A 16,593-nucleotide genomic window follows, 5' to 3' on the forward strand; every position below is an offset into this window, starting at 1 on the left:
GTAGTCCATTCGGGGGACCCCAGGAGGCGCCGGGCCACCTCTGGGGCGGGTGGTGCAGTATGTCCCCGATGCGTCGAGGACTTGTACATGCCATGGCCTGGATCCTGGCGACCGCCGCGGCCGTGACCCTGTCGTGGTGGGGCGTGCGCACCGTCATGTCCGGGACCGCCTACGATCCGCCGCTGGCCGTGCCCCTGACGACGACCCCGCTGTCCTCCTCGACGCACGGCACGCAGTCCCCGTCGCCGTCCCCCTCGCCCCCCTCGTCGCCGTCGCCGTCCGCGACGCCCTCCCCCTCGGCCTCCGCGTCGGATCCGGCCCCGGCGGCGAGGCCGAAGTCGCCGCCGCCGGCCGCCGCGCCGTCCCGGGGGCCGGAGGCATCGGGTCGGGTGAAGGGGTACTCGGTCACGGGCGGCCGGGTCGTCCTCGACCTCGGGACCGCCTCGGCCGAGCTGGTGTCGGCGACGCCGGAGGCGGGGTGGCGGATGCAGGTGTGGAAGCAGGACCTGTGGATCCGGGTCACCTTCACCCGCGACGGCCGGGAGTCGTCGGTGTTCTGCACCTGGCACGACACCGCCCCGCGCGTGGAGTTCGACGAGCGCTGAGCGGGGACGGGACCCGGCCGCCTACCGGAACACCGAGGGCGGCGGTTGCGGCGAGGCGACCGCCGAGGCGTCCGCGACGGGCGCGGCCCCGCCGGTGAAGTCGGCGAGGGCCCGGCCGTGTTCGACCCGGCCGGGGTGCGGGTCGCCGGCGACCCGGCGGGTGAACTCCGCGACGGGCAGCTCCCGGTCGGCGGCGACGAGCACCGCGTTGCCGAAGCGCTTGCCCCGCCACACCACCGGGTCGGCGGCCAGGGCCAGTTCGGTGAACCGGGAGGCGGCGGTGGCGATCTGGCTCCGCAGGTGGGTCAGCGGCGGACCGTCCGCGAGGTTCGCCACGTACCAGCCGGTGGGCGCCAGGGCCCGGCGTACGTCGTCCAGGAACTCGGTGCTGGTCAGGTGCGCCGGGGTGCGGGCGCCGCTGAAGACGTCGGCGATGACGAGGTCGGCCCAGCCGTCGGGGATCTTGGCCAGGCCCGCCCGGGCGTCCACGGCGCGGACCCGGATGCGTGCCTGGGGATCCAGCGGCAGGTGTTCGCGTACGAAGGTGACCAGGGCGCCGTCGATCTCGACGACCTGCTGGGTGGAGCGGGGCCGGCCGGCGGCCGTGTAGCGGGCCAGGGTGAAGGCGCCGCCGCCCAGGTGGACCACGTTCAACGGCTGCCGGGCGGGGGCGACGAGGTCGATCAGGTGGCCGATCCGGCGCTGGTACGAGAAGTCCAGGTACCCGGGATCGTCCAGGTCCACGTGGGACTGGGGGGCTCCGTCGATCAGCAGGGTCCAGGCGCGGGCGCGCTCGCGGTCGGGCGCCAGCTCCGCCAGGCCGCCGCCCACCTGCCCGGAGACCGGCTCCGCGCTCCCGCGCGGTCCGCCGCCGCCGCCCTTGCCACCCCTGTTGCCCTTGCTCTTGCCTGCCACGGCTCCATTATGGCTGGTCAGCGCATCAGCGACAGTTGTCGGCCGCTTCGATGAGCCGGGCGGCCTCGCCGAGCGCCGCGCGCAGCACCGCCGGGTCGGTGACCGGTCCGACGGCTTCGGGCGGGAGCAGCCAGCCGGTGCCGCCGGCCGTGGGCGAGGCGGCCTCGCCGAAGCGCATGCCGCGTCCGTTGGTCTGCGTACAGGCGCTGCCGGGCAGGTCCCAGCCGTCGGCGGTGCCCGGGGGGACGAGGAAGCCGAGGGTGGCGCCGGAGCCGTCGTGCAGGACGGGGCCGACGCCGGGGGCGGTGAGGCCGGCGCCGCGACGGATGATGTCGACGGCCTCCAGGCCCTGCCGGGTGGGGACGGTCACCAGGTCGGGGGCGTCGGGGGTGTCGATGACGGTCGCGCCGGTCTCGGGCGCGAAGTCCGTTCCAGTGCTGTCCATGCCGGCCTCCACCAAGGGAACCCCTCCTCGATCCGTATCCGCATGGGTCCAACGCACCGGAGCGTCAACGGATGCGGCGGCAAGACGCCGCAAAGGATGGCAGTTCATGGCGGATCACGGGTGAGATATCCGTTTTGTAGCCAAACATCGCATGAACGACCCTGCGTCGGCGGTACGTTCATGCGCGCCGGGGCCCCTCATGGGGCAAGTACAACCGGGATCCACTGAGATTGCCGAGCTTGTCCAGAGAGGCCACGTCCATGGCGGCGTTCCCCCACTCACCCAACTCCTCCTTCCGGCGGCTGCGCGCGGCGCGCTCCCCGGCCGAGTTCGCGGCCATGGTGCGCCGGGCCGCACGGGAGATCGGCGAAACGGTTTCCTGCGACGCCCGTTACATCGGCCGGGTCGAGTCGGGTGAGATCCGCTGCCCCAACTACGCCTACGAACGCGTCTTCCTGCACATGTTCCCCGGCCGCACCCTGGCCGACCTCGGCTTCTCCCCCCGCGAGACGGTGCGCGGGAGGTCGGCGCAGCGCGCCGCCCCCGAACCGCCCGCCCCCGTCCACCTCATCCACCGTTCCAAGGAGAGCGACGTGCTGCGTCGCGCGTTCATGGCGGGCGGCTCCGCGACCGTGGCGGCCGCTACGCTCAGCCTCACCCTGCTCGGCGACACCCGCCGGCTCCCCACCCGCGCCGGCGAGGCCGAGGCCGCCGCCGTCGAGGACGCCGTACGCCAGATCCGGCTGCTGGACGACCGGCACGGGGCGGACGCCCTGTACCGGCGCGCGGCCGGACCGCTACGGACCGCCTACGCGCTCCTGGACGCGGGAGCCACCCGGCAGTCCACCGAGGACCGGCTGCACGCGGGCGCCGGGGAGCTCGCCGTCTCGGTGGGCTGGCTCGCGCACGACTCCGGCCGCTTCGAGGACGCCCGCTCGCACTACGCGGAGGCGCTGGCCACCGCCCGGGTGTCGGGCGACTGCGGGCTGGAGGCCCACGCGTTCAGCAACATGGCCTTCCTGGCGCGGGACCGCGGCCGCCCCCGCGAATCGGTACGTGCCGCCCAGGCCGGGCGGCACGCGGCCCGCTCGATCGGCTCCCCCCGACTGCTGTCGCTGCTGGCGCTGCGGGAGGCCGGCGGCTGGTCGGGGCTGGCCGACCGCAGGGCCTGCGAGGAGGCCCTGGCCCGGGCGCACACGGAGTTCTCCAAGGGCCCCTCGGCCGCGGACCCGGAGTGGATGTCCTTCTTCGGCGAGGCCGAACTGGAGTCGCTGGAGTCCCGCTGCTGGGCCTCCCTGGGCGAGTTCGCGCGCGCGGCCCGGCACGCCCGCCGGGCCGCCGACCTCCAGGACCCGCACTTCGCGCGGAACGTGGCCCTGTACACCGCCGAACTCGCCGACGACCTGGCCCGCGCGGGGGCGCCCGACGAGGCCGCCTGGGCGGGGGGCCGCGTACTGGACCTGCTCACCGAGGTCCAGTCGACGCGGATCCGGTCCATGGTGGCGGGCACGGCCAAGACCCTGGTGCCGCACCAGCGTTCCCCCCGCGTGGGCGCCTTCCTGACCCGGCACGCCTCGGCCTGAGGGCCTGAGGGCCCGAGGGCCGGGCCGGCGGCGGGCCCGTCAGGCGTCGAGGTGCCCGGTGTCGTTCCAGCGTTCCAGCGCGGGGGCCCCGTACGCCCAGCCCAGGACGGACAGGGAGGTCGGGTCCAGCCGGATGCGGGCGCCGAAGGAGGCCTCGAAGCCGAGCCAGCGGGCGGCGAGGGTGCGCAGGATGTGGCCGTGGGCGAAGACGAGGACGTCGCGCTCCGCCGACCGGGCCCAGGCCACGACCTCGTCCGCGCGGGCCGCGACGTCGGCCACGGACTCGCCGCCCGGCACCCCGTCGCGCCAGATCAGCCAGCCCGGCCGGACCGCCTGGATCTCGGCCGGGGTCATGCCCTCGTAGTCGCCGTAGTCCCACTCCATCAGGGTGTCCCACGGCTCCGCCCGGATCCCGAAGCCGGCCAGGTCGCAGCTCTCGCTCGCCCGGACCAGCGGGCTGGTGCGCACCTGGAGGTCGTGCAGGTCCGACCACGGCTCGCGGGCGAGGCGTTCGCCCAGCAGCTTCGCGCCCTGCCTGCCCTCCTCCAGCAGCGGCACGTCGGTACGTCCGGTGTGCTTGCCGAGGCGCGACCAAGCCGTCTGGCCGTGGCGGGCCAGCAGGATGCGGGGAGCCATGTGAGTTTCTCCTGGTCCGTGGGGGTTCGCTCCGGTACGGGCGAATCCGTCGTCCGACCATCATCCATCACATGAACACAGGGCAACTCCTCCCCTCCCCGCAGCGTCATACACCGTATGACCAATCGACGGCGACCCACGTGGTGGGCGGAACTGCTGCTCCTGGCCCTCGTCTACGGCGCCTATTCCGGCGGCAGGCTGCTGGCGCGGGGCGACGTGGACCTGGCCGTCGACCACGGGCTGGCGATCCTGCGCGTCGAGGAGCTGCTGTGGATGGACTTCGAGCGGCCGCTGAATCGTCTCTTCTCCCAATCGGGAGTCCTCGGCATACCCGCCGACTTCGTCTACGCGTCCCTGCACTACCTCGTCACCCCGGCCGTGCTGATCTGGCTCCACCAACGCCGCCCCCGGCACTACCGCGCCGCCCGGACCTGGCTGGTGGCCTCCACCCTGCTCGGACTCGTCGGCTTCTCCCTGCTGCCCACCTGCCCGCCCCGGCTGCTCGACGCCTCGTACGGGTTCACCGACACGATGGCGCAGTTCAGCGCGTACGGCTGGTGGGGCGGGGAGGCCAGTGCCCCCCGCGGGCTCGGGTCCTTCACCAACCAGTACGCGGCGATGCCGAGCCTGCACGTCGGCTGGGCGCTGTGGTGCGGGGTGCTGCTGTGGCGGCACGCGCGGACGCCGCTGGTGCGGGCGCTGGGGATCGCCTACCCCGTCCTGACGACGGTGGTGGTCATGGGCACCGCCAACCACTACTTCCTCGACGCGGTCGCCGGCGCCGCCGTGATGGGCGCGGGCGCCCTGATCGCCCGCCGCCTGCTCGCGCTCCGCGACCCGGCCGGGACCGGCACGGACGCGACTCCGGACGCGGCTCCGGACGCGGCTCCGGACGCGGTCCCGGACGCGGTCCCGGGCGCGGCTCCCGGAGGTCGAGCAGTCGGTTTCCGCGGTAAGTCCCCGATTGTCGGTGGCGGATGGGACACTTCCGCCCGTGAGCTCCTTCCCGCCCAGCGGCCGCCCGCAGCCGACACCGCAGACGACGACACTGCGGCAGCGGCTCGCTGACCTGCGCGGCCCCGCCGTCCCGCCCCGCCCGCTCGACGCCCGGGCGCTCGCCGCGCTCGCCGCCAACCCCGGTTGCGGCAGAAGGGCCCTGCTCGACGGCGCGGGCGTGGACAAGACGGCGCTCGCGGCGGCCCTCGGTTCGCCCGCCTCCTTCGGCCAGTCCCAGTTCGCGATCGTGCGCGGGAACTCCTTCGAGGCCAAGGTCAAGGGCGACGGCGGCGCCGAGCTGCTGCGGCTGGTGCACGAGCGGCTCGGCGGCGGCGCCGAGGCTCCCGGCCCCGACGCCCGCGTCCCCGACCTGACCGCCGCCGGGCCCGAGGGCCGCGCCGCCCGTACCGCGCTGGCGCTGCGCGAGGCCACCGCCGCCGGGGCGTGGACGCTGCTCGACCATCCGATGCTGGCCCTGGAGGTGGCGGGCACCCCCGCCTACCTGGAGCCGGACGCGGTCGTGGTGCACCCCGACGGCCGCTGGACCGTGGTGGAGATCAAATCGTTCCCGATGATCGACGGGGCGGCCGACGCGGCGAAGGTGGGGGCCGCCGCCCGGCAGGCCGCCGTGTACGTGCTGGCGCTGGAGCGGACCGCCGGGAAGCTGGCCGAGGCCGAGGTGGGGCACCGGATCGTGCTCGTCTGCCCGAAGGACTTCTCCAACCTGCCCACCGCCGCCCTGGTCGACGTACGCCGCGAACACGCGGTGACCCGGCGGCAGTTGGAGCGGCTGACCCGGGTCGAGGACCTCGCCGCGGCGCTGCCCGAGGGGCTCTGCTTCGATCCGGCCCGCCCCGCCGAGGAACTGGACGAGGCCGTCTCCGCCGTCACCGCGGCCTACGCCCCCGAGTGCCTGGCCGCCTGCGAGCTGGCCTTCCACTGCCGCGAGCGGTCCCGCGCCGCGGGCGACCCCGGCGCGCTGGGCCGTTCCGTACGGGGCGAGCTGGGCGGCCTGACCACCGTGGAGGCGGCCCTCGCGGCGGCTGCCGGGGCGGGCCCCGCCGACGATCCCACCGCCGCCGCGCTGCACCACGCGGCCCGGCTGCGCGCCGAGGCCCTGGAGCAGGCCGCGGCCCGCCCCCCGCACCACGCCCCGGAGACCCCCGAATGCCCCTGCTGAGCACCCTGGCCCGGCTTGAGGCGGTCCGCGCGGGCCGCGCCCAGCCGCTGGCGACCGTACGGCACCGCCACCTGAGCCCGCGTCCGATGGTCTTCGTACCGCTGACCACCGCGGGCGAGGCGGGCGCCCCGCTCGGCGCGATGGTGGGCACCGATCGGCACGAGCCGCGGGTGTTCGTGATACCCCAGCCGCGCGACCGCGACCTGCGCTGGGCGTTCCTGGCGGAGCTCGCCGTCCACGTGCTGGCGCACATCGACGCGTACGCGGACACCGTCGAGCCCGCCGAGCGGACGGAGACCGACCCGGAGAGCGGCAAGCGCGTCAAGGTCGAGACCGAGCTGTGCGTGGACGCGCCGCAGCTGATCGTGCCCAGCCGCGCCGGCGTCGAGTACGTACGGCTGCTCGGCCGCTCCATGCGGTTCCGGCGCACCGCCGAGGAGGATCCGGAGAACCCGTACCCGGCGCCCTCGCAGGTGCCGATGCTGGGCCGCTGGTTCTCGCACCTCGCCGAACGCTCCCGGGTGCCCGGCTCCTCGATGCTGCTGTCGGCGACCGATCTGCTGTCACGGCACTGGGCCACCGGCCAGAGCAACCTGGAGGACCAGCACCTGGGCGCGCTGCTGGGCTGGATCGACCCGCCCGGGGGCACCTCGGGCGCGCGGGCGGCGTACGAGGCGGAACTCACCCGGGACGGGCGGGGCCAGTTGTCCTGCCCGCCGGCCGGCCCGGCCACCGATCCGGCGTTCGACAACACGCTGCTGGCCCCGGCCATCGCCCGCTTCGACGCGGCCCGCTCGGCCCTCGCGGCCGGGACCGGCGGCGAAACCCCGGTGCGGGAGGCCGAGGGGACGGTGCGCGCCCTGGTCGTCTCGCAGATGGAGCGCGCCTGGCGGGACACCTGGCGGGCGCTCGACCTGGTGCGCGCGCTGCCGCCGGGCGAGCGGACCGAGGAGCGCTGGACCCGCGACCGCTGGTCCTACACCGGTCACCGGGACCGCGTCCGCGCGGGCGAGCCACCGCAGCCGCGCCGCGACGACGCGGTGACCGCGGCGCAGAAGCTCGCCACCCGGGAGACCGAGCAGGTGCGTCTGGACGCCCAGGAGGCACTGGACGATCCGCTGGTCATGGCGGGTCGGCGGCTCGCGGGCGAAGCGTTCGCCGGTGAGGTCACCGAGGTGGTGATGGAGTGGACGGACTCCAAGCGGCCCAGTCCGCGCCCGCTGGTGACGGTGGCGACGGAGGACCGGCCGCAGCTCGCCGAGGACGGCGGCGGGAAGGTGTACCGCTCGCTGGACGGCCGCCCCCAGTCGGCGCTGTTCGTGCGCCGGGAGGACGACGGGCACCTCGTGCTGCGACTGCTGGACAAGATGGGCCGTACCCGGGAGCCGGAGCCGGGCTCGGTGCCGGAGAAGGGCGACCGGATCTGCTGGACGCTGTTCGAGCACGACGCGCGCGGCGGACCGAAGCTGCCCGATCCGGAGAACACCCCGTGGACGCACGGAGGGCCGCCCGGATCGGCGGCGTCCGTCCCCGGCCCGCTGCCCGACGCCGTGACCGACGAGGACATCCTGTGACCGCCTTCGACCCGGGCGCGGCCGCCGCCCAGGCGACCGCCGCCATCCTGCGCGACACCCTGCACGGCACCGAGCGGGGCGTGGTGGTGGATTCGCCGCCCGGGGCCGGCAAGTCGACGCTCGTGGTGCGCGCCGCGCGGGAACTGGCCGCGGCCGGGCGCCGGCTGATGGTGGTCGCGCAGACCAACGCGCAGGTCGACGACCTGGTGCTGCGGCTGCACGACAAGGACCCGGAGCTGCGGGTGGGTCGGCTGCACAGCAGCGACGGCGACGCCTACGACCCGGCGCTGCGCGAGCTGCCGTCGGTCACCCTGTCGTCGAAGCCAGGTGACCTCGCGGAGTTGCCCATCACCTTGTCGACGGCGGCGAAGTGGGCGTACGTGAAGGACGCCGAGCCCTGGGAGCACGCCATCGTGGACGAGGCGTACCAGATGCGCTCGGACGCGCTGCTGGCCGTGGCGGGGCTGTTCGAGCGGGCGCTGTTCGTGGGCGATCCCGGGCAGCTCGACCCGTTCAGCGTGGTCGGCGCCGAGCAGTGGGCGGGCCTGTCGTACGACCCTTCGGCGTCGGCGGTCTCCACGCTGTTGGCGCACAACCCGGGGCTGCCGCAGCACCGGCTCCCGGTGTCGTGGCGGCTCCCGGCGACGGCCGCGCCGCTGGTCTCGCGCGCCTTCTACCCGTACACCCGGTTCCGGAGCGGCACCGACCACGGCGACCGGCGGCTCTCGTACGGGGTCGCGGGCGACGGTTCGGGCCCCGACCGGGTGCTGGACGAGGCCGCCGAGGCGGGCTGGGGGTTGCTGGAGCTGCCCGCGCGGCACACCCCGCGCACCGACCCGGAGGCGGTCCGGGCGGTGGCGCTGGTGGTCCGTCGGGCCCTGGACCGGGGCGCGGTCACGGTCGACGAGCAGTCCCCGGACCCGTCGCCGCTGACGGCGGACCGGATCGCGGTGGGGACCGCGCACCGCGACCAGGCGGCCGCGGTGCGCGCCGCCCTGACCGCGCTGGGCGTGTCCGGGGTGACCGTGGACACCGCGAACCGGTTGCAGGGCCGCGAGTACGACCTGACGGTGGTGCTGCACCCGCTGTCGGGCCGCCCGGACGCCACCGCGTTCCACCTGGAGACGGGCCGGTTGTGCGTGCTGGCCTCCCGGCACCGGCACGCCTGCGTGGTGGTGGCCCGGGCGGGCATAGCGGACCTGCTGGACGCCCACCCGTCGACGGAACCGGTCCAACTCGGGGTCACGGTGAAGTTCCCGGACGGCTGGGAGGCGAACCATTCGGTGCTGGCGCACCTGGCGGAGCACCGGGTGGCGTGGCGGCCCTGACGGGGCGTCGCCCGGGCCGACTTTGACATAGTGCGCGGCCCGCGTTTCCCCAGGTGAGGCGCCCCCGGCCACAATGGCGGCCGTTCAGCACGGCGCGGCCGACCTCGGTCGTGCCGGGGCACCATCACGGCACCACCCACGGGGAGTTCATCCATCATGACCCGCCTGCTCGTCATCTCCGCCGCCACCCGCCCCACCTCCAGCGGCCGTCCGCTCGCCGCCTGGGTGGCCGACCGGGCCCGCGCGCACGGCGCCTTCGAGGTGACCCCGGTGGACCTCGCCGAGATCGCGCTGCCGTTCCTGGACGAGCCCGAGTACGCCTCCACCGGCATCTACGCCCACCAGCACACCCGCGACTGGAGCGCCCTCGTGTCCTCCGCCGACGCGTTCGTCTTCGTGCTGCCCATGTACAACGGCGGGTTCACGGCCCCGTTCAAGAACGCCGTCGACTTCCTCTACAGCGAGTGGCGGGGCAAGGCGGTCGGCGTGGTCAGCTACAGCGCGGGTCCGACGGGCGGCGTCCCGGCCGCCGAGATGCTGCTGCCGGTCCTGACCCGGCTGGGCATGCGGGCGGCCGGGCGCTCCGCGTCGGTCCCGGGTGTCAACGCCCTGATCGGGGACGCGGGCTTCGAGGCCCCGGCCGGGCTGGTGGAGCGGCTGGACGGGGTCCTCGACGACGTCGCGGCGCTGGCCAAGGAGCCCGTCGCCGTGTGACGCGGGGCACTCTTGCGCGACGTTGGACAATGGAGGGTGGCCCGGAAGGATTTCGCACGCGCAGCAGGAGGACACGCATGGCAGAGCCCGAGCGGACCGAGCGGAGGCTACGGCCCGCGCCGTTGCTCTTCGAGCCCTCGGCGGCCGCCACGGACCCGGAGCACTTCTTCGACCTGGAATCCATCGAGGATCCGCGTGAGCTGCTGGCCCGGGCCACCGAGCTGACGCTGGCCTTCCGGGCGGCGCACGACCGGGCCGTGGAGTTCCAGGCCCTGGCGGCGGCTCAGCTGGCGGATCCCCGGCGCTTCGACCGGATCCCGCCGGAGGCGATCGCGGAGGTCGCGGAGTGGACCGAGGACTACGCGCGCAAGATGATCGAGTTCGGCGAGGACCTCCAGCGCGGCGCCGCCCCTGAGGGACCGTAGGCGTACCGACGGCCGGGCGGGTGCGGATCCCGTACCCGCCCAGCGGAGGCACCTGGCATATGCGCGGCGCAACATACCCCAGTGGCACCCGCCCTGTCCCGGTTTTCGGTAACTCCCTGGAACGGTGGCATCACGCCCGGTAGACCTGGGGCATGACGACGCTGACGACGGCCTCCACCGGTCCCTCCCTCGACGGCACGGACGGACGCCCCGCGTCCGCGACCCACGTCACACCGCAGGGCGCCGCCTGGCTGGCCTCCGCGTCCGCCCGGCCCGAGCACACCCTCGCCGCCTGGCTGGCCCGGCCCACCACGCCCGCCGCGCTGCCCTGCGGGACCGCCTTCGACGTCGTCAACGTCCCGCTCGTACGGGGCCGCCGGATGCTCGACCTGCTGTGGGAGCGGGGCCCCGGCTCCGGCCCGGTCGCCGTGCACCGCGGCCGGATGCTGCTCTTCGCCACTCCGGGGACGGCCCAGCGGTTGCCGGCCCTACTGGCCTGGGAGGAGTGGAGCCCGGCCGCGCCGGCGCCGCTGTGCCACGGTCTCGGCGACGCCGTCACCGTGCCCCCGCTGGCCGCCGTGCCCGGCCCCTCCCGGTGGCTCGTGGCGCCCGATTGCCGACTCCCCCGGCTGCCCGGCCCGGACGCCCTGCTGTGGGCGTTCCTGCACGCCGGCCGGGGTGCGGCGACGATTTTTCCTTCGCCGGATCCTGATGCTAATGTCTACGACGTCAGCACGCGCCGCTAGCTCAGTTGGTTAGAGCAGCTGACTCTTAATCAGCGGGTCCGGGGTTCGAGTCCCTGGCGGCGCACAGACGGAAGAAGGCCCCCCACGCGAGTGGGGGGCCTTCTTCGTGTGCCGTCCCGGGCGGCCGGCTATGTGGTGATCTTGACCGTGTAGGCGCCGGACCGGGTGCGGTCGGCGACCTCGATCGTGATGCCCTCCCCGGGCACGGTGAAGGCCTCGCCGACCTCCAGGGGCGCGTCCGCCAGCGGCGGGTACACCGAGCGGTCCCAGCAGGCCTCGGTGCGCGGGTGCGCGTCCAGGACCTCGATGGGGCCACCGCCGGACGACGCCTCGTTGCGGACCCGGTAGACCAGCACCCCCTCGGTGCAGGTCTCCCCGTCGTTGCCGACGGAACCCCGCGCCTCGACGGCGATCGCGCTGCCGGGGCCCGTACGGATCACCGCCAGCCGGGTGCCGCCGGTGCTGCCGGGGGCGGGGGCCTGGGCGAGCGGCTGGAGGGTGTGCATCGAGGAGCCGGACCGTACGCAGTCCACCTGCGAGCGGTCCAGCCAACCCAGCTTCCACTTGTGCCACGCGAACAGGTCGGGGGCCATGCCGAACTGGCTGCCCATGACGTCCCAGTCCCCGACGTACGTGTCCCAGTCGCCCTTGCCGTCGGAGGGGCGGTGGTAGAGGTCGGGCAGGTCGAAGACGTGTCCGGTCTCGTGGGCGAGGACGTTGCGGTCCGGGGGGTGCCGCTCGAAGACGGTGACGATCCGGCGCAGCGGCGTCCCGTCGGCGGTCGGCGGCCGGTCGAAGTTGACGACCTTGGTGGCGTCGGAGTCCACCCCGGGCGCTTCCGGATCGGCGACGAAGTAGACGACGTCGTAGGCGCTGAAGTCGACCTCCGGGTCCGCGACGGCGACCGCGTCCCGCAGGTAGGCCGCCCGGTCCTCGGGGGCCCAGTCCCGCCTTATCCCGTACTCGGTGGACGGCTTGGGCATCCGGATCCACTGCTTCTGCGGGTGCGGGACCAGCCGGAACCGTCCGTAGGAGGCCCGCTCGAAGAAGTCGCTGGTGGCGGGGAAGTAGTCGGAGGTCAGCTGGTCCGGGGTGAGGCCGGTGCGGTGGTCGGGGAAGGAGAGGAACACCATCACCGCGTTGAGGGTGCGTTCCGGCTTGGGATAGGCGCGGTTCCAGGTGTCGAGGCCGAGCGAGTGGTGCGCCGCCGTACGGGTCAGGGCGCAGGGGCCCGCCTCGGAGTCGGCCGCGGCGGGGGCGGCGATCAGCGACATGGCCGCGAGGGCCGCCATGGAGGTGAGGACCGCCGCGGCACTTCGGGCGCGGGAGCCGTCCACTCCCCCGGGTGTCTGCTGTCGCGGCACATCGACCTCCGGTGGTGGATTGGTGACCTTTCATCCACTTTGAGGCGATTGTCTTACTAATGCCTTGTTCCGGTGCCCCACACGAGTGAGCGCTAGGGCAAGACGGTGACCCCCGGGGTTCACGCACACGCATACGGAACGTCACGATCGATCACCGGGGATCAGGTGCGGGTCACGGCTGCTCACAGGTGTGCGGAAACGATCAGCCCGGGGTGGTCGGCGGAGCATCCGACAGGGCGTCAGCACGGCGCCGTCGCGACGAAGGACCGTGTTCCGTACGGCGACGCCGCTGGATAGGGCCTCCCGGCAGCCTCTATGATCGGCACACTTTCCTGCACGGACACTCACGAGCACTGCGGGAGCCAACGGTGAGCGGAACCTCAGAGGGGACCGGTTCGGCGGCCGACAGCATCCGATCGGCCCTTACGGAGCGTCACCCAGTAGTGCCGGCCGTGCCCGGCATGGCGGCGGCGCCGGACCGGTTCGCGCCGGAACCCCTCGACTACCGGGCCGCCTTCGACGCGGCCCACCTCGCGATGGCCGTGGTCGGCCGCGACGGCGACGTCATCGCCGCCAACCAGGCCCTCGCCGGGCTGCTGGGCGGTGAGCCGCGCGCGCTGATCGGGCAGTCGGCGGCCGACCTGGTGGACCTGGCGGCCGAGGCCCGGACCTGGCAGGCGTACCAGGAGGTGTTGCGCGGACGGCAGGCCCGGCTGCGCTGCACGCGCCGCCTCAAGCACCCCGACGGGCACTCCTTGTGGACGGAGGTCACCCTGGGGCCGGTCCCCGGCACCAGGGACGTGCTGCTCTCGGTCGCCGACATCAGCGACCGGCGCGACCTCCAGGCCCGGCTGCGCCACCTCCAGATGCACGATCCGGTGACCCGGCTCCCCAACCGGGCGCTGTTCTTCGAGCGGCTCTCGGCCGCGCTGGAGGCCTCCGCGTACGGGAAGGGCGGAACGGGCCGCATCGGCCTGTGCTACCTCGATCTGGACGGTTTCAAGGCCGTCAACGACACGATGGGGCACCGGGTCGGGGACCGGCTGCTGACGGCGGTCGCGGCCCGGCTGACCCAGTGCGCGGACCAGTCCGGGTACGGGCGCACCGGCGGCCACTTGGTGGCGCGGCTCGGCGGCGACGAGTTCGCGCTGCTCGTGGAGGACTCCACCGGCACGGACCAGCTCACGGACCTGGCGCGGAGCGTCCTGGCCGCCGTACAGGAGCCGTTCGACCTGGCCGGACAGCGACTGTCGGTGTCCGCGTCGATCGGCGTGGTGGAACGCGACGCGGAGGGGACGACGGCGACCGGGCTGATGCAGGCCGCCGACACGACGCTGTACTGGGCGAAGGCGGACGGCAAGGCCCGCTGGACCCTCTTCGACCCGGAGCGCAACGCGCACCGGATGACCCGGCAGGCGCTGTCCTCGACGCTCCGACCGGCGGTGGAGCGCGGCGAGTTCGAGCTGGAGTACCAGCCGCTGGTGGACCTGGAGAGCGGCGCGGTGCGCGGGGTGGAGGCCCTCGTGCGCTGGAACCACCCGCAGTTCGGCACGTTGACGCCGAATCGGTTCATCGGCATCGCCGAGGAGGACGGTTCGATCGTCCAGTTGGGCGGCTGGGTGCTGCGGACCGCCTGCCGGCAGGCCCGCCGTTGGCAGATCGAACAGCCCAGTGACGCACCGGTGTTCGTGTCGGTGAACGTGGCGGTGCGGCAGGTGTGGGATTCCGACCTGGTCGGGGACGTCGCGGAGATCCTCGCCGAGACGGGGCTGGCCCCGCAGCTGCTCCAGCTGGAGCTGACGGAGTCGGCGGTCATGGGCTCGGCGGGCCGCCCGCTCCAGGCCCTCCAGGCGCTGAGCGACATGGGCGTACGGATCGCCATCGACGACTTCGGCACCGGCTATTCGAACCTGGCCTACCTGAGCCGGCTGCCCGTGTCGGTCCTGAAGCTGGACGGCTCCTTCGTGCACGGCTTCCGCTACGAGGACGGGGCGCACCCGAACCCGGCCGACGAGACCATCGTGGAGGCCCTGGTCCAGCTCGCCCACCGGCTGGGCCTGACCGTCACCGCGGAGTGCGTGGAGACCGCCGGCCAGGCCGCCCGCCTGCGGCGCGTGGGCTGCGACACGGGCCAGGGCTGGCTGTACTCCCGCGCGGTGGCCCCGGACGTGATCGCCCGCATGATCGGCCGCCAGGCCGCGGCCCCGCGTCCCGCGGTCTGAGGGGGCGCGGGGCGACGCGGCGCCGGGCCGCGCGCCGCGGGAGCGCGGCATCGGGCAACCGTGTGACACACCCCGCCCCGCACCCGGAATCCGGGGCGGGGCGGGGTGGCGCTCGGCGCGGGGTGGGGGGAGATCAGCAGGCGCCGAGGTCCTTCCAGACACCCCATTCACCGGTGGTGCCGGGCGCCTCGTTCTGGGTCCACCACTGGGCCTTGTACTTGCGGCCGTTGTGGGAGACCTCCGTGCCGCCGGTGTAGACGCTGCCCGCGACGTAGGCCGGGACGGAACCGCAGCCGGTGGGCGGCGTCGTCGGAGGCGTGGTCGGCGGGGTCGTCGGCGGGGTGGTGGGAGGCGTGGTCGGCGGGGTGGTCGGCGGCTGGGTGGTGCCGCCGAGGGCGTCCGAGATCTGGTTCAGCAGGGTGGTGTTGTTGTCCAGACCGAGGAGGGAGTACATCATCGCGCCGGCCAGGCCGCGCTGCTTGCCGTAGTCGACCCGGGCCTGGATGGCCTTCTGGTTCAGGCCGGTGAAGAACTCGCCGTCCTTGTAGAAGTAGGCGGACTTGGCGCCCTCGTCCCAGAAGGTGGTCGCCGGGTTGTCGACGATCCCGCCGAGCTCCTTGTAGTGGGCGATGCCGGCCTGCTGGCTGACCGGGCGGACGTTGGAGGCTCCGGTGGCCGACTGGGCGAGACCGTTGTTCGCGCCGGCCGGGACGCCCTTCCAACCGCGGTAGTAGAACTCGTAGCCCAGGGTCAGCTTGTTGGCGGGGAAGCCGCCGGCGATCCCGTAGGCCGGGTTGCCGTCGATCCAGGAGTCGATGGCGTTGTCGACGCTGTACTTCTGGGTGCCCGGGGCGATCGGGTCGGTCGGGTCACCGGCCGGGGAGTAGAGCGGGGACTGGTGGTAGGTCGGGCCGTCGCTGTCCCAGGCGCCGTGCATGTCGTACGTCATGATGTTCGCGTAGTCGAGGTACGCGCCGATCTTGTCCGTTTCGATGTACTTGATCTTGTCCTGGCCGGCCGGCAGGGCCGCCGTCAGCAGGTACTTCTTTCCGCCGTTGGCCGTGCCCTCGGCGTCGAGCTGCTTGCGGAACTCCTGGAGCAGCAGGGTGAAGTTCTGCTTGTCCTCGGGGCCGTAGTGGTTGCCCAGGTGGCCGCCGGAGGAGCCCGGGTACTCCCAGTCGATGTCGATGCCGTCGAAGACGCCCGCCGCGGTGCCGGGGCCGCCGAAGCCGCCCTCCACCGGGAGGTCGCCCTTGATGTACTGCTTGATGCAGGAGGCGACCAGCTTCTTGCGGGAGGCGTCGGTCTTCGCCGCGTCGTGGAAGAACTTCGAGTAGGTCCAGCCGCCCAGCGAGATGTTGATCTTCAGGTGGGGGTACTTGGCCTTCAGTTCCTTGAACTGGTTGAAGACGCCCACGATCGGCTGGTCCCACTTGTCGGCGACGCCGTCCACGCTGTCGGCCGCGCTGAAGGACTTCTGGTAGTCGGCGTAGCTGTCGCCCGCGCCGTCACCGGCGTTCGGGTTGTTGTCGTCCCCGGCCGCCTTGTTGGCCTCGAAACAGGTGAGGTCGGTGGGGTGGATGTTGCCGAATGAGTAATTGATCACGTCCAGCTTCCCCGCGATGCCCCGGGTGTCGAGGTGCTTGGGGTAGAAGGCGTTGCCGTAGACGCTCCACTGGTCGTAGTAGGCGATGCGGACACCGCCGCTGCTCACGGTGGTGGAGGCGTCCGCGGCCTGCGCGGTACCGAGTCCCGCGAAGGAGGCAAGCGCTCCGGCTGCCAGCGCGGCCGTGGCGGCGGCCGCGATGAGGGGTTTACGGATGTGCATGAACTGCCTCCGGGGGGTGGGAGGGGAGGGCA

Annotated in this window: 15 protein-coding genes and 1 tRNA gene; 11 read left to right on the plus strand and 5 right to left on the minus strand. The window is 73.7% G+C overall.

Annotation, left to right across the window (positions count from 1 at the left end):
* Positions 1 to 68 precede the first annotated feature (68 nt).
* Complete coding sequence (locus AB0D46_RS20325; RefSeq protein WP_362879198.1) at positions 69 to 605, plus strand: hypothetical protein; 537 nt, start codon at positions 69 to 71, stop codon at positions 603 to 605.
* A 21-nt stretch (positions 606 to 626) separates the two neighbouring features.
* Here AB0D46_RS20325 and AB0D46_RS20330 read toward each other — a convergent pair whose 3' ends face one another.
* Entirely contained in the window at positions 627 to 1,520 is an 894-nt protein-coding gene (locus AB0D46_RS20330) for a fused MFS/spermidine synthase (protein WP_362879200.1), read from the minus strand.
* 25 nt (positions 1,521 to 1,545) lie between these two features.
* Complete coding sequence (locus AB0D46_RS20335) at positions 1,546 to 1,965, minus strand: hypothetical protein (protein ID WP_362879201.1); 420 nt, start codon at positions 1,963 to 1,965, stop codon at positions 1,546 to 1,548.
* Between the two features lie 260 nt (positions 1,966 to 2,225).
* Between AB0D46_RS20335 and AB0D46_RS20340 the strand changes: the two genes are divergently transcribed.
* A complete protein-coding gene (locus AB0D46_RS20340) occupies positions 2,226 to 3,548 on the plus strand; it encodes a tetratricopeptide repeat protein (RefSeq protein WP_362879245.1) in 1,323 nt (440 codons plus the stop codon).
* Between the two features lie 39 nt (positions 3,549 to 3,587).
* Here the strand turns inward: AB0D46_RS20340 and AB0D46_RS20345 are convergent, their stop codons facing one another.
* Positions 3,588 to 4,184, minus strand: a complete 597-nt coding sequence (locus AB0D46_RS20345) for a histidine phosphatase family protein (RefSeq protein ID WP_362879203.1) — start codon at positions 4,182 to 4,184, stop codon at positions 3,588 to 3,590.
* Positions 4,185 to 4,301: 117 nt separating this feature from the next.
* Here AB0D46_RS20345 and AB0D46_RS20350 point away from each other — a divergent pair, with 117 nt between their 5' ends.
* The 8 genes from AB0D46_RS20350 to AB0D46_RS20385 all read left to right on the plus strand — a co-directional run bounded on the left by AB0D46_RS20350 (position 4,302) and on the right by AB0D46_RS20385 (position 11,211).
* Complete coding sequence (locus tag AB0D46_RS20350; protein ID WP_362879205.1) at positions 4,302 to 5,252, plus strand: phosphatase PAP2 family protein; 951 nt, start codon at positions 4,302 to 4,304, stop codon at positions 5,250 to 5,252.
* On the plus strand, positions 5,179 to 6,360 hold the full coding sequence (locus AB0D46_RS20355; protein ID WP_362879207.1) for a hypothetical protein: 1,182 nt from the start codon (positions 5,179 to 5,181) through the stop codon (positions 6,358 to 6,360). Before AB0D46_RS20350 ends, AB0D46_RS20355 begins: the two co-directional genes overlap by 74 nt.
* The gene (locus AB0D46_RS20360) at positions 6,348 to 7,934 is read left to right on the plus strand and encodes a hypothetical protein (RefSeq protein ID WP_362879209.1); all 1,587 of its coding nucleotides are present in this window, start codon (positions 6,348 to 6,350) and stop codon (positions 7,932 to 7,934) included. Before AB0D46_RS20355 ends, AB0D46_RS20360 begins: the two co-directional genes overlap by 13 nt.
* Positions 7,931 to 9,262 (plus strand): AAA domain-containing protein, encoded by a 1,332-nt coding sequence (locus tag AB0D46_RS20365; RefSeq protein ID WP_362879211.1) that lies wholly within the window; start codon positions 7,931 to 7,933, stop codon positions 9,260 to 9,262. Before AB0D46_RS20360 ends, AB0D46_RS20365 begins: the two co-directional genes overlap by 4 nt.
* Positions 9,263 to 9,418: 156 nt before the next feature.
* Positions 9,419 to 9,976 carry an NAD(P)H-dependent oxidoreductase gene (locus tag AB0D46_RS20370; RefSeq protein WP_362879213.1) on the plus strand — a complete coding sequence of 186 codons (558 nt, stop codon included), beginning with the start codon at positions 9,419 to 9,421 and terminating at the stop codon, positions 9,974 to 9,976.
* 77 nt (positions 9,977 to 10,053) lie between these two features.
* Positions 10,054 to 10,401 (plus strand): hypothetical protein, encoded by a 348-nt coding sequence (locus tag AB0D46_RS20375; protein ID WP_362879214.1) that lies wholly within the window; start codon positions 10,054 to 10,056, stop codon positions 10,399 to 10,401.
* A gap of 152 nt (positions 10,402 to 10,553) precedes the next feature.
* Positions 10,554 to 11,147, plus strand: coding sequence for a hypothetical protein (locus AB0D46_RS20380; RefSeq protein ID WP_362879216.1), 594 nt, complete (start codon positions 10,554 to 10,556; stop codon positions 11,145 to 11,147).
* Positions 11,138 to 11,211, plus strand: a tRNA-Lys gene (locus tag AB0D46_RS20385). The genes AB0D46_RS20380 and AB0D46_RS20385 overlap by 10 nt, the downstream gene beginning before the upstream one ends.
* 64 nt (positions 11,212 to 11,275) lie before the next feature.
* Here AB0D46_RS20385 and AB0D46_RS20390 read toward each other — a convergent pair.
* Positions 11,276 to 12,511, minus strand: coding sequence for a M6 family metalloprotease domain-containing protein (locus tag AB0D46_RS20390; protein WP_362879218.1), 1,236 nt, complete (start codon positions 12,509 to 12,511; stop codon positions 11,276 to 11,278).
* 461 nt (positions 12,512 to 12,972) lie between these two features.
* On the opposite strand from AB0D46_RS20390, the gene AB0D46_RS20395 reads away from it, so the two are divergent.
* A complete protein-coding gene (locus AB0D46_RS20395) occupies positions 12,973 to 14,733 on the plus strand; it encodes an EAL domain-containing protein (protein ID WP_362879247.1) in 1,761 nt (586 codons plus the stop codon).
* A 133-nt stretch (positions 14,734 to 14,866) separates the two neighbouring features.
* Here the strand turns inward: AB0D46_RS20395 and AB0D46_RS20400 are convergent, their stop codons facing one another.
* Positions 14,867 to 16,561 carry a glycosyl hydrolase family 18 protein gene (locus AB0D46_RS20400; RefSeq protein WP_362879220.1) on the minus strand — a complete coding sequence of 565 codons (1,695 nt, stop codon included), beginning with the start codon at positions 16,559 to 16,561 and terminating at the stop codon, positions 14,867 to 14,869.
* Between the last annotated feature and the right edge of the window lie 32 nt (positions 16,562 to 16,593).

It is taken from the genome of Streptomyces sp. NPDC048383 (assembly GCF_040651775.1).
Classification (GTDB): Bacteria; Actinomycetota; Actinomycetes; order Streptomycetales; family Streptomycetaceae; genus Streptomyces.

What these genes read in the sequence shown, in the direction of transcription:
- AB0D46_RS20325 (WP_362879198.1), top strand. Translation starts at nt 69, where the DNA reads ATGCGTCGAGGACTTGTACATGCCATGGCCTGGATCCTGGCGACCGCC.
- AB0D46_RS20335 (WP_362879201.1), bottom strand. Translation starts at nt 1,965, where the DNA reads ATGGACAGCACTGGAACGGACTTCGCGCCCGAGACCGGCGCGACCGTC.
- AB0D46_RS20340 (WP_362879245.1), top strand. Translation starts at nt 2,226, where the DNA reads ATGGCGGCGTTCCCCCACTCACCCAACTCCTCCTTCCGGCGGCTGCGC.
- AB0D46_RS20345 (WP_362879203.1), bottom strand. Translation starts at nt 4,184, where the DNA reads ATGGCTCCCCGCATCCTGCTGGCCCGCCACGGCCAGACGGCTTGGTCG.
- AB0D46_RS20350 (WP_362879205.1), top strand. Translation starts at nt 4,302, where the DNA reads ATGACCAATCGACGGCGACCCACGTGGTGGGCGGAACTGCTGCTCCTG.
- AB0D46_RS20360 (WP_362879209.1), top strand. Translation starts at nt 6,348, where the DNA reads ATGCCCCTGCTGAGCACCCTGGCCCGGCTTGAGGCGGTCCGCGCGGGC.
- AB0D46_RS20370 (WP_362879213.1), top strand. Translation starts at nt 9,419, where the DNA reads ATGACCCGCCTGCTCGTCATCTCCGCCGCCACCCGCCCCACCTCCAGC.
- AB0D46_RS20375 (WP_362879214.1), top strand. Translation starts at nt 10,054, where the DNA reads ATGGCAGAGCCCGAGCGGACCGAGCGGAGGCTACGGCCCGCGCCGTTG.
- AB0D46_RS20380 (WP_362879216.1), top strand. Translation starts at nt 10,554, where the DNA reads ATGACGACGCTGACGACGGCCTCCACCGGTCCCTCCCTCGACGGCACG.
- AB0D46_RS20395 (WP_362879247.1), top strand. Translation starts at nt 12,973, where the DNA reads ATGGCGGCGGCGCCGGACCGGTTCGCGCCGGAACCCCTCGACTACCGG.
- AB0D46_RS20400 (WP_362879220.1), bottom strand. Translation starts at nt 16,561, where the DNA reads ATGCACATCCGTAAACCCCTCATCGCGGCCGCCGCCACGGCCGCGCTG.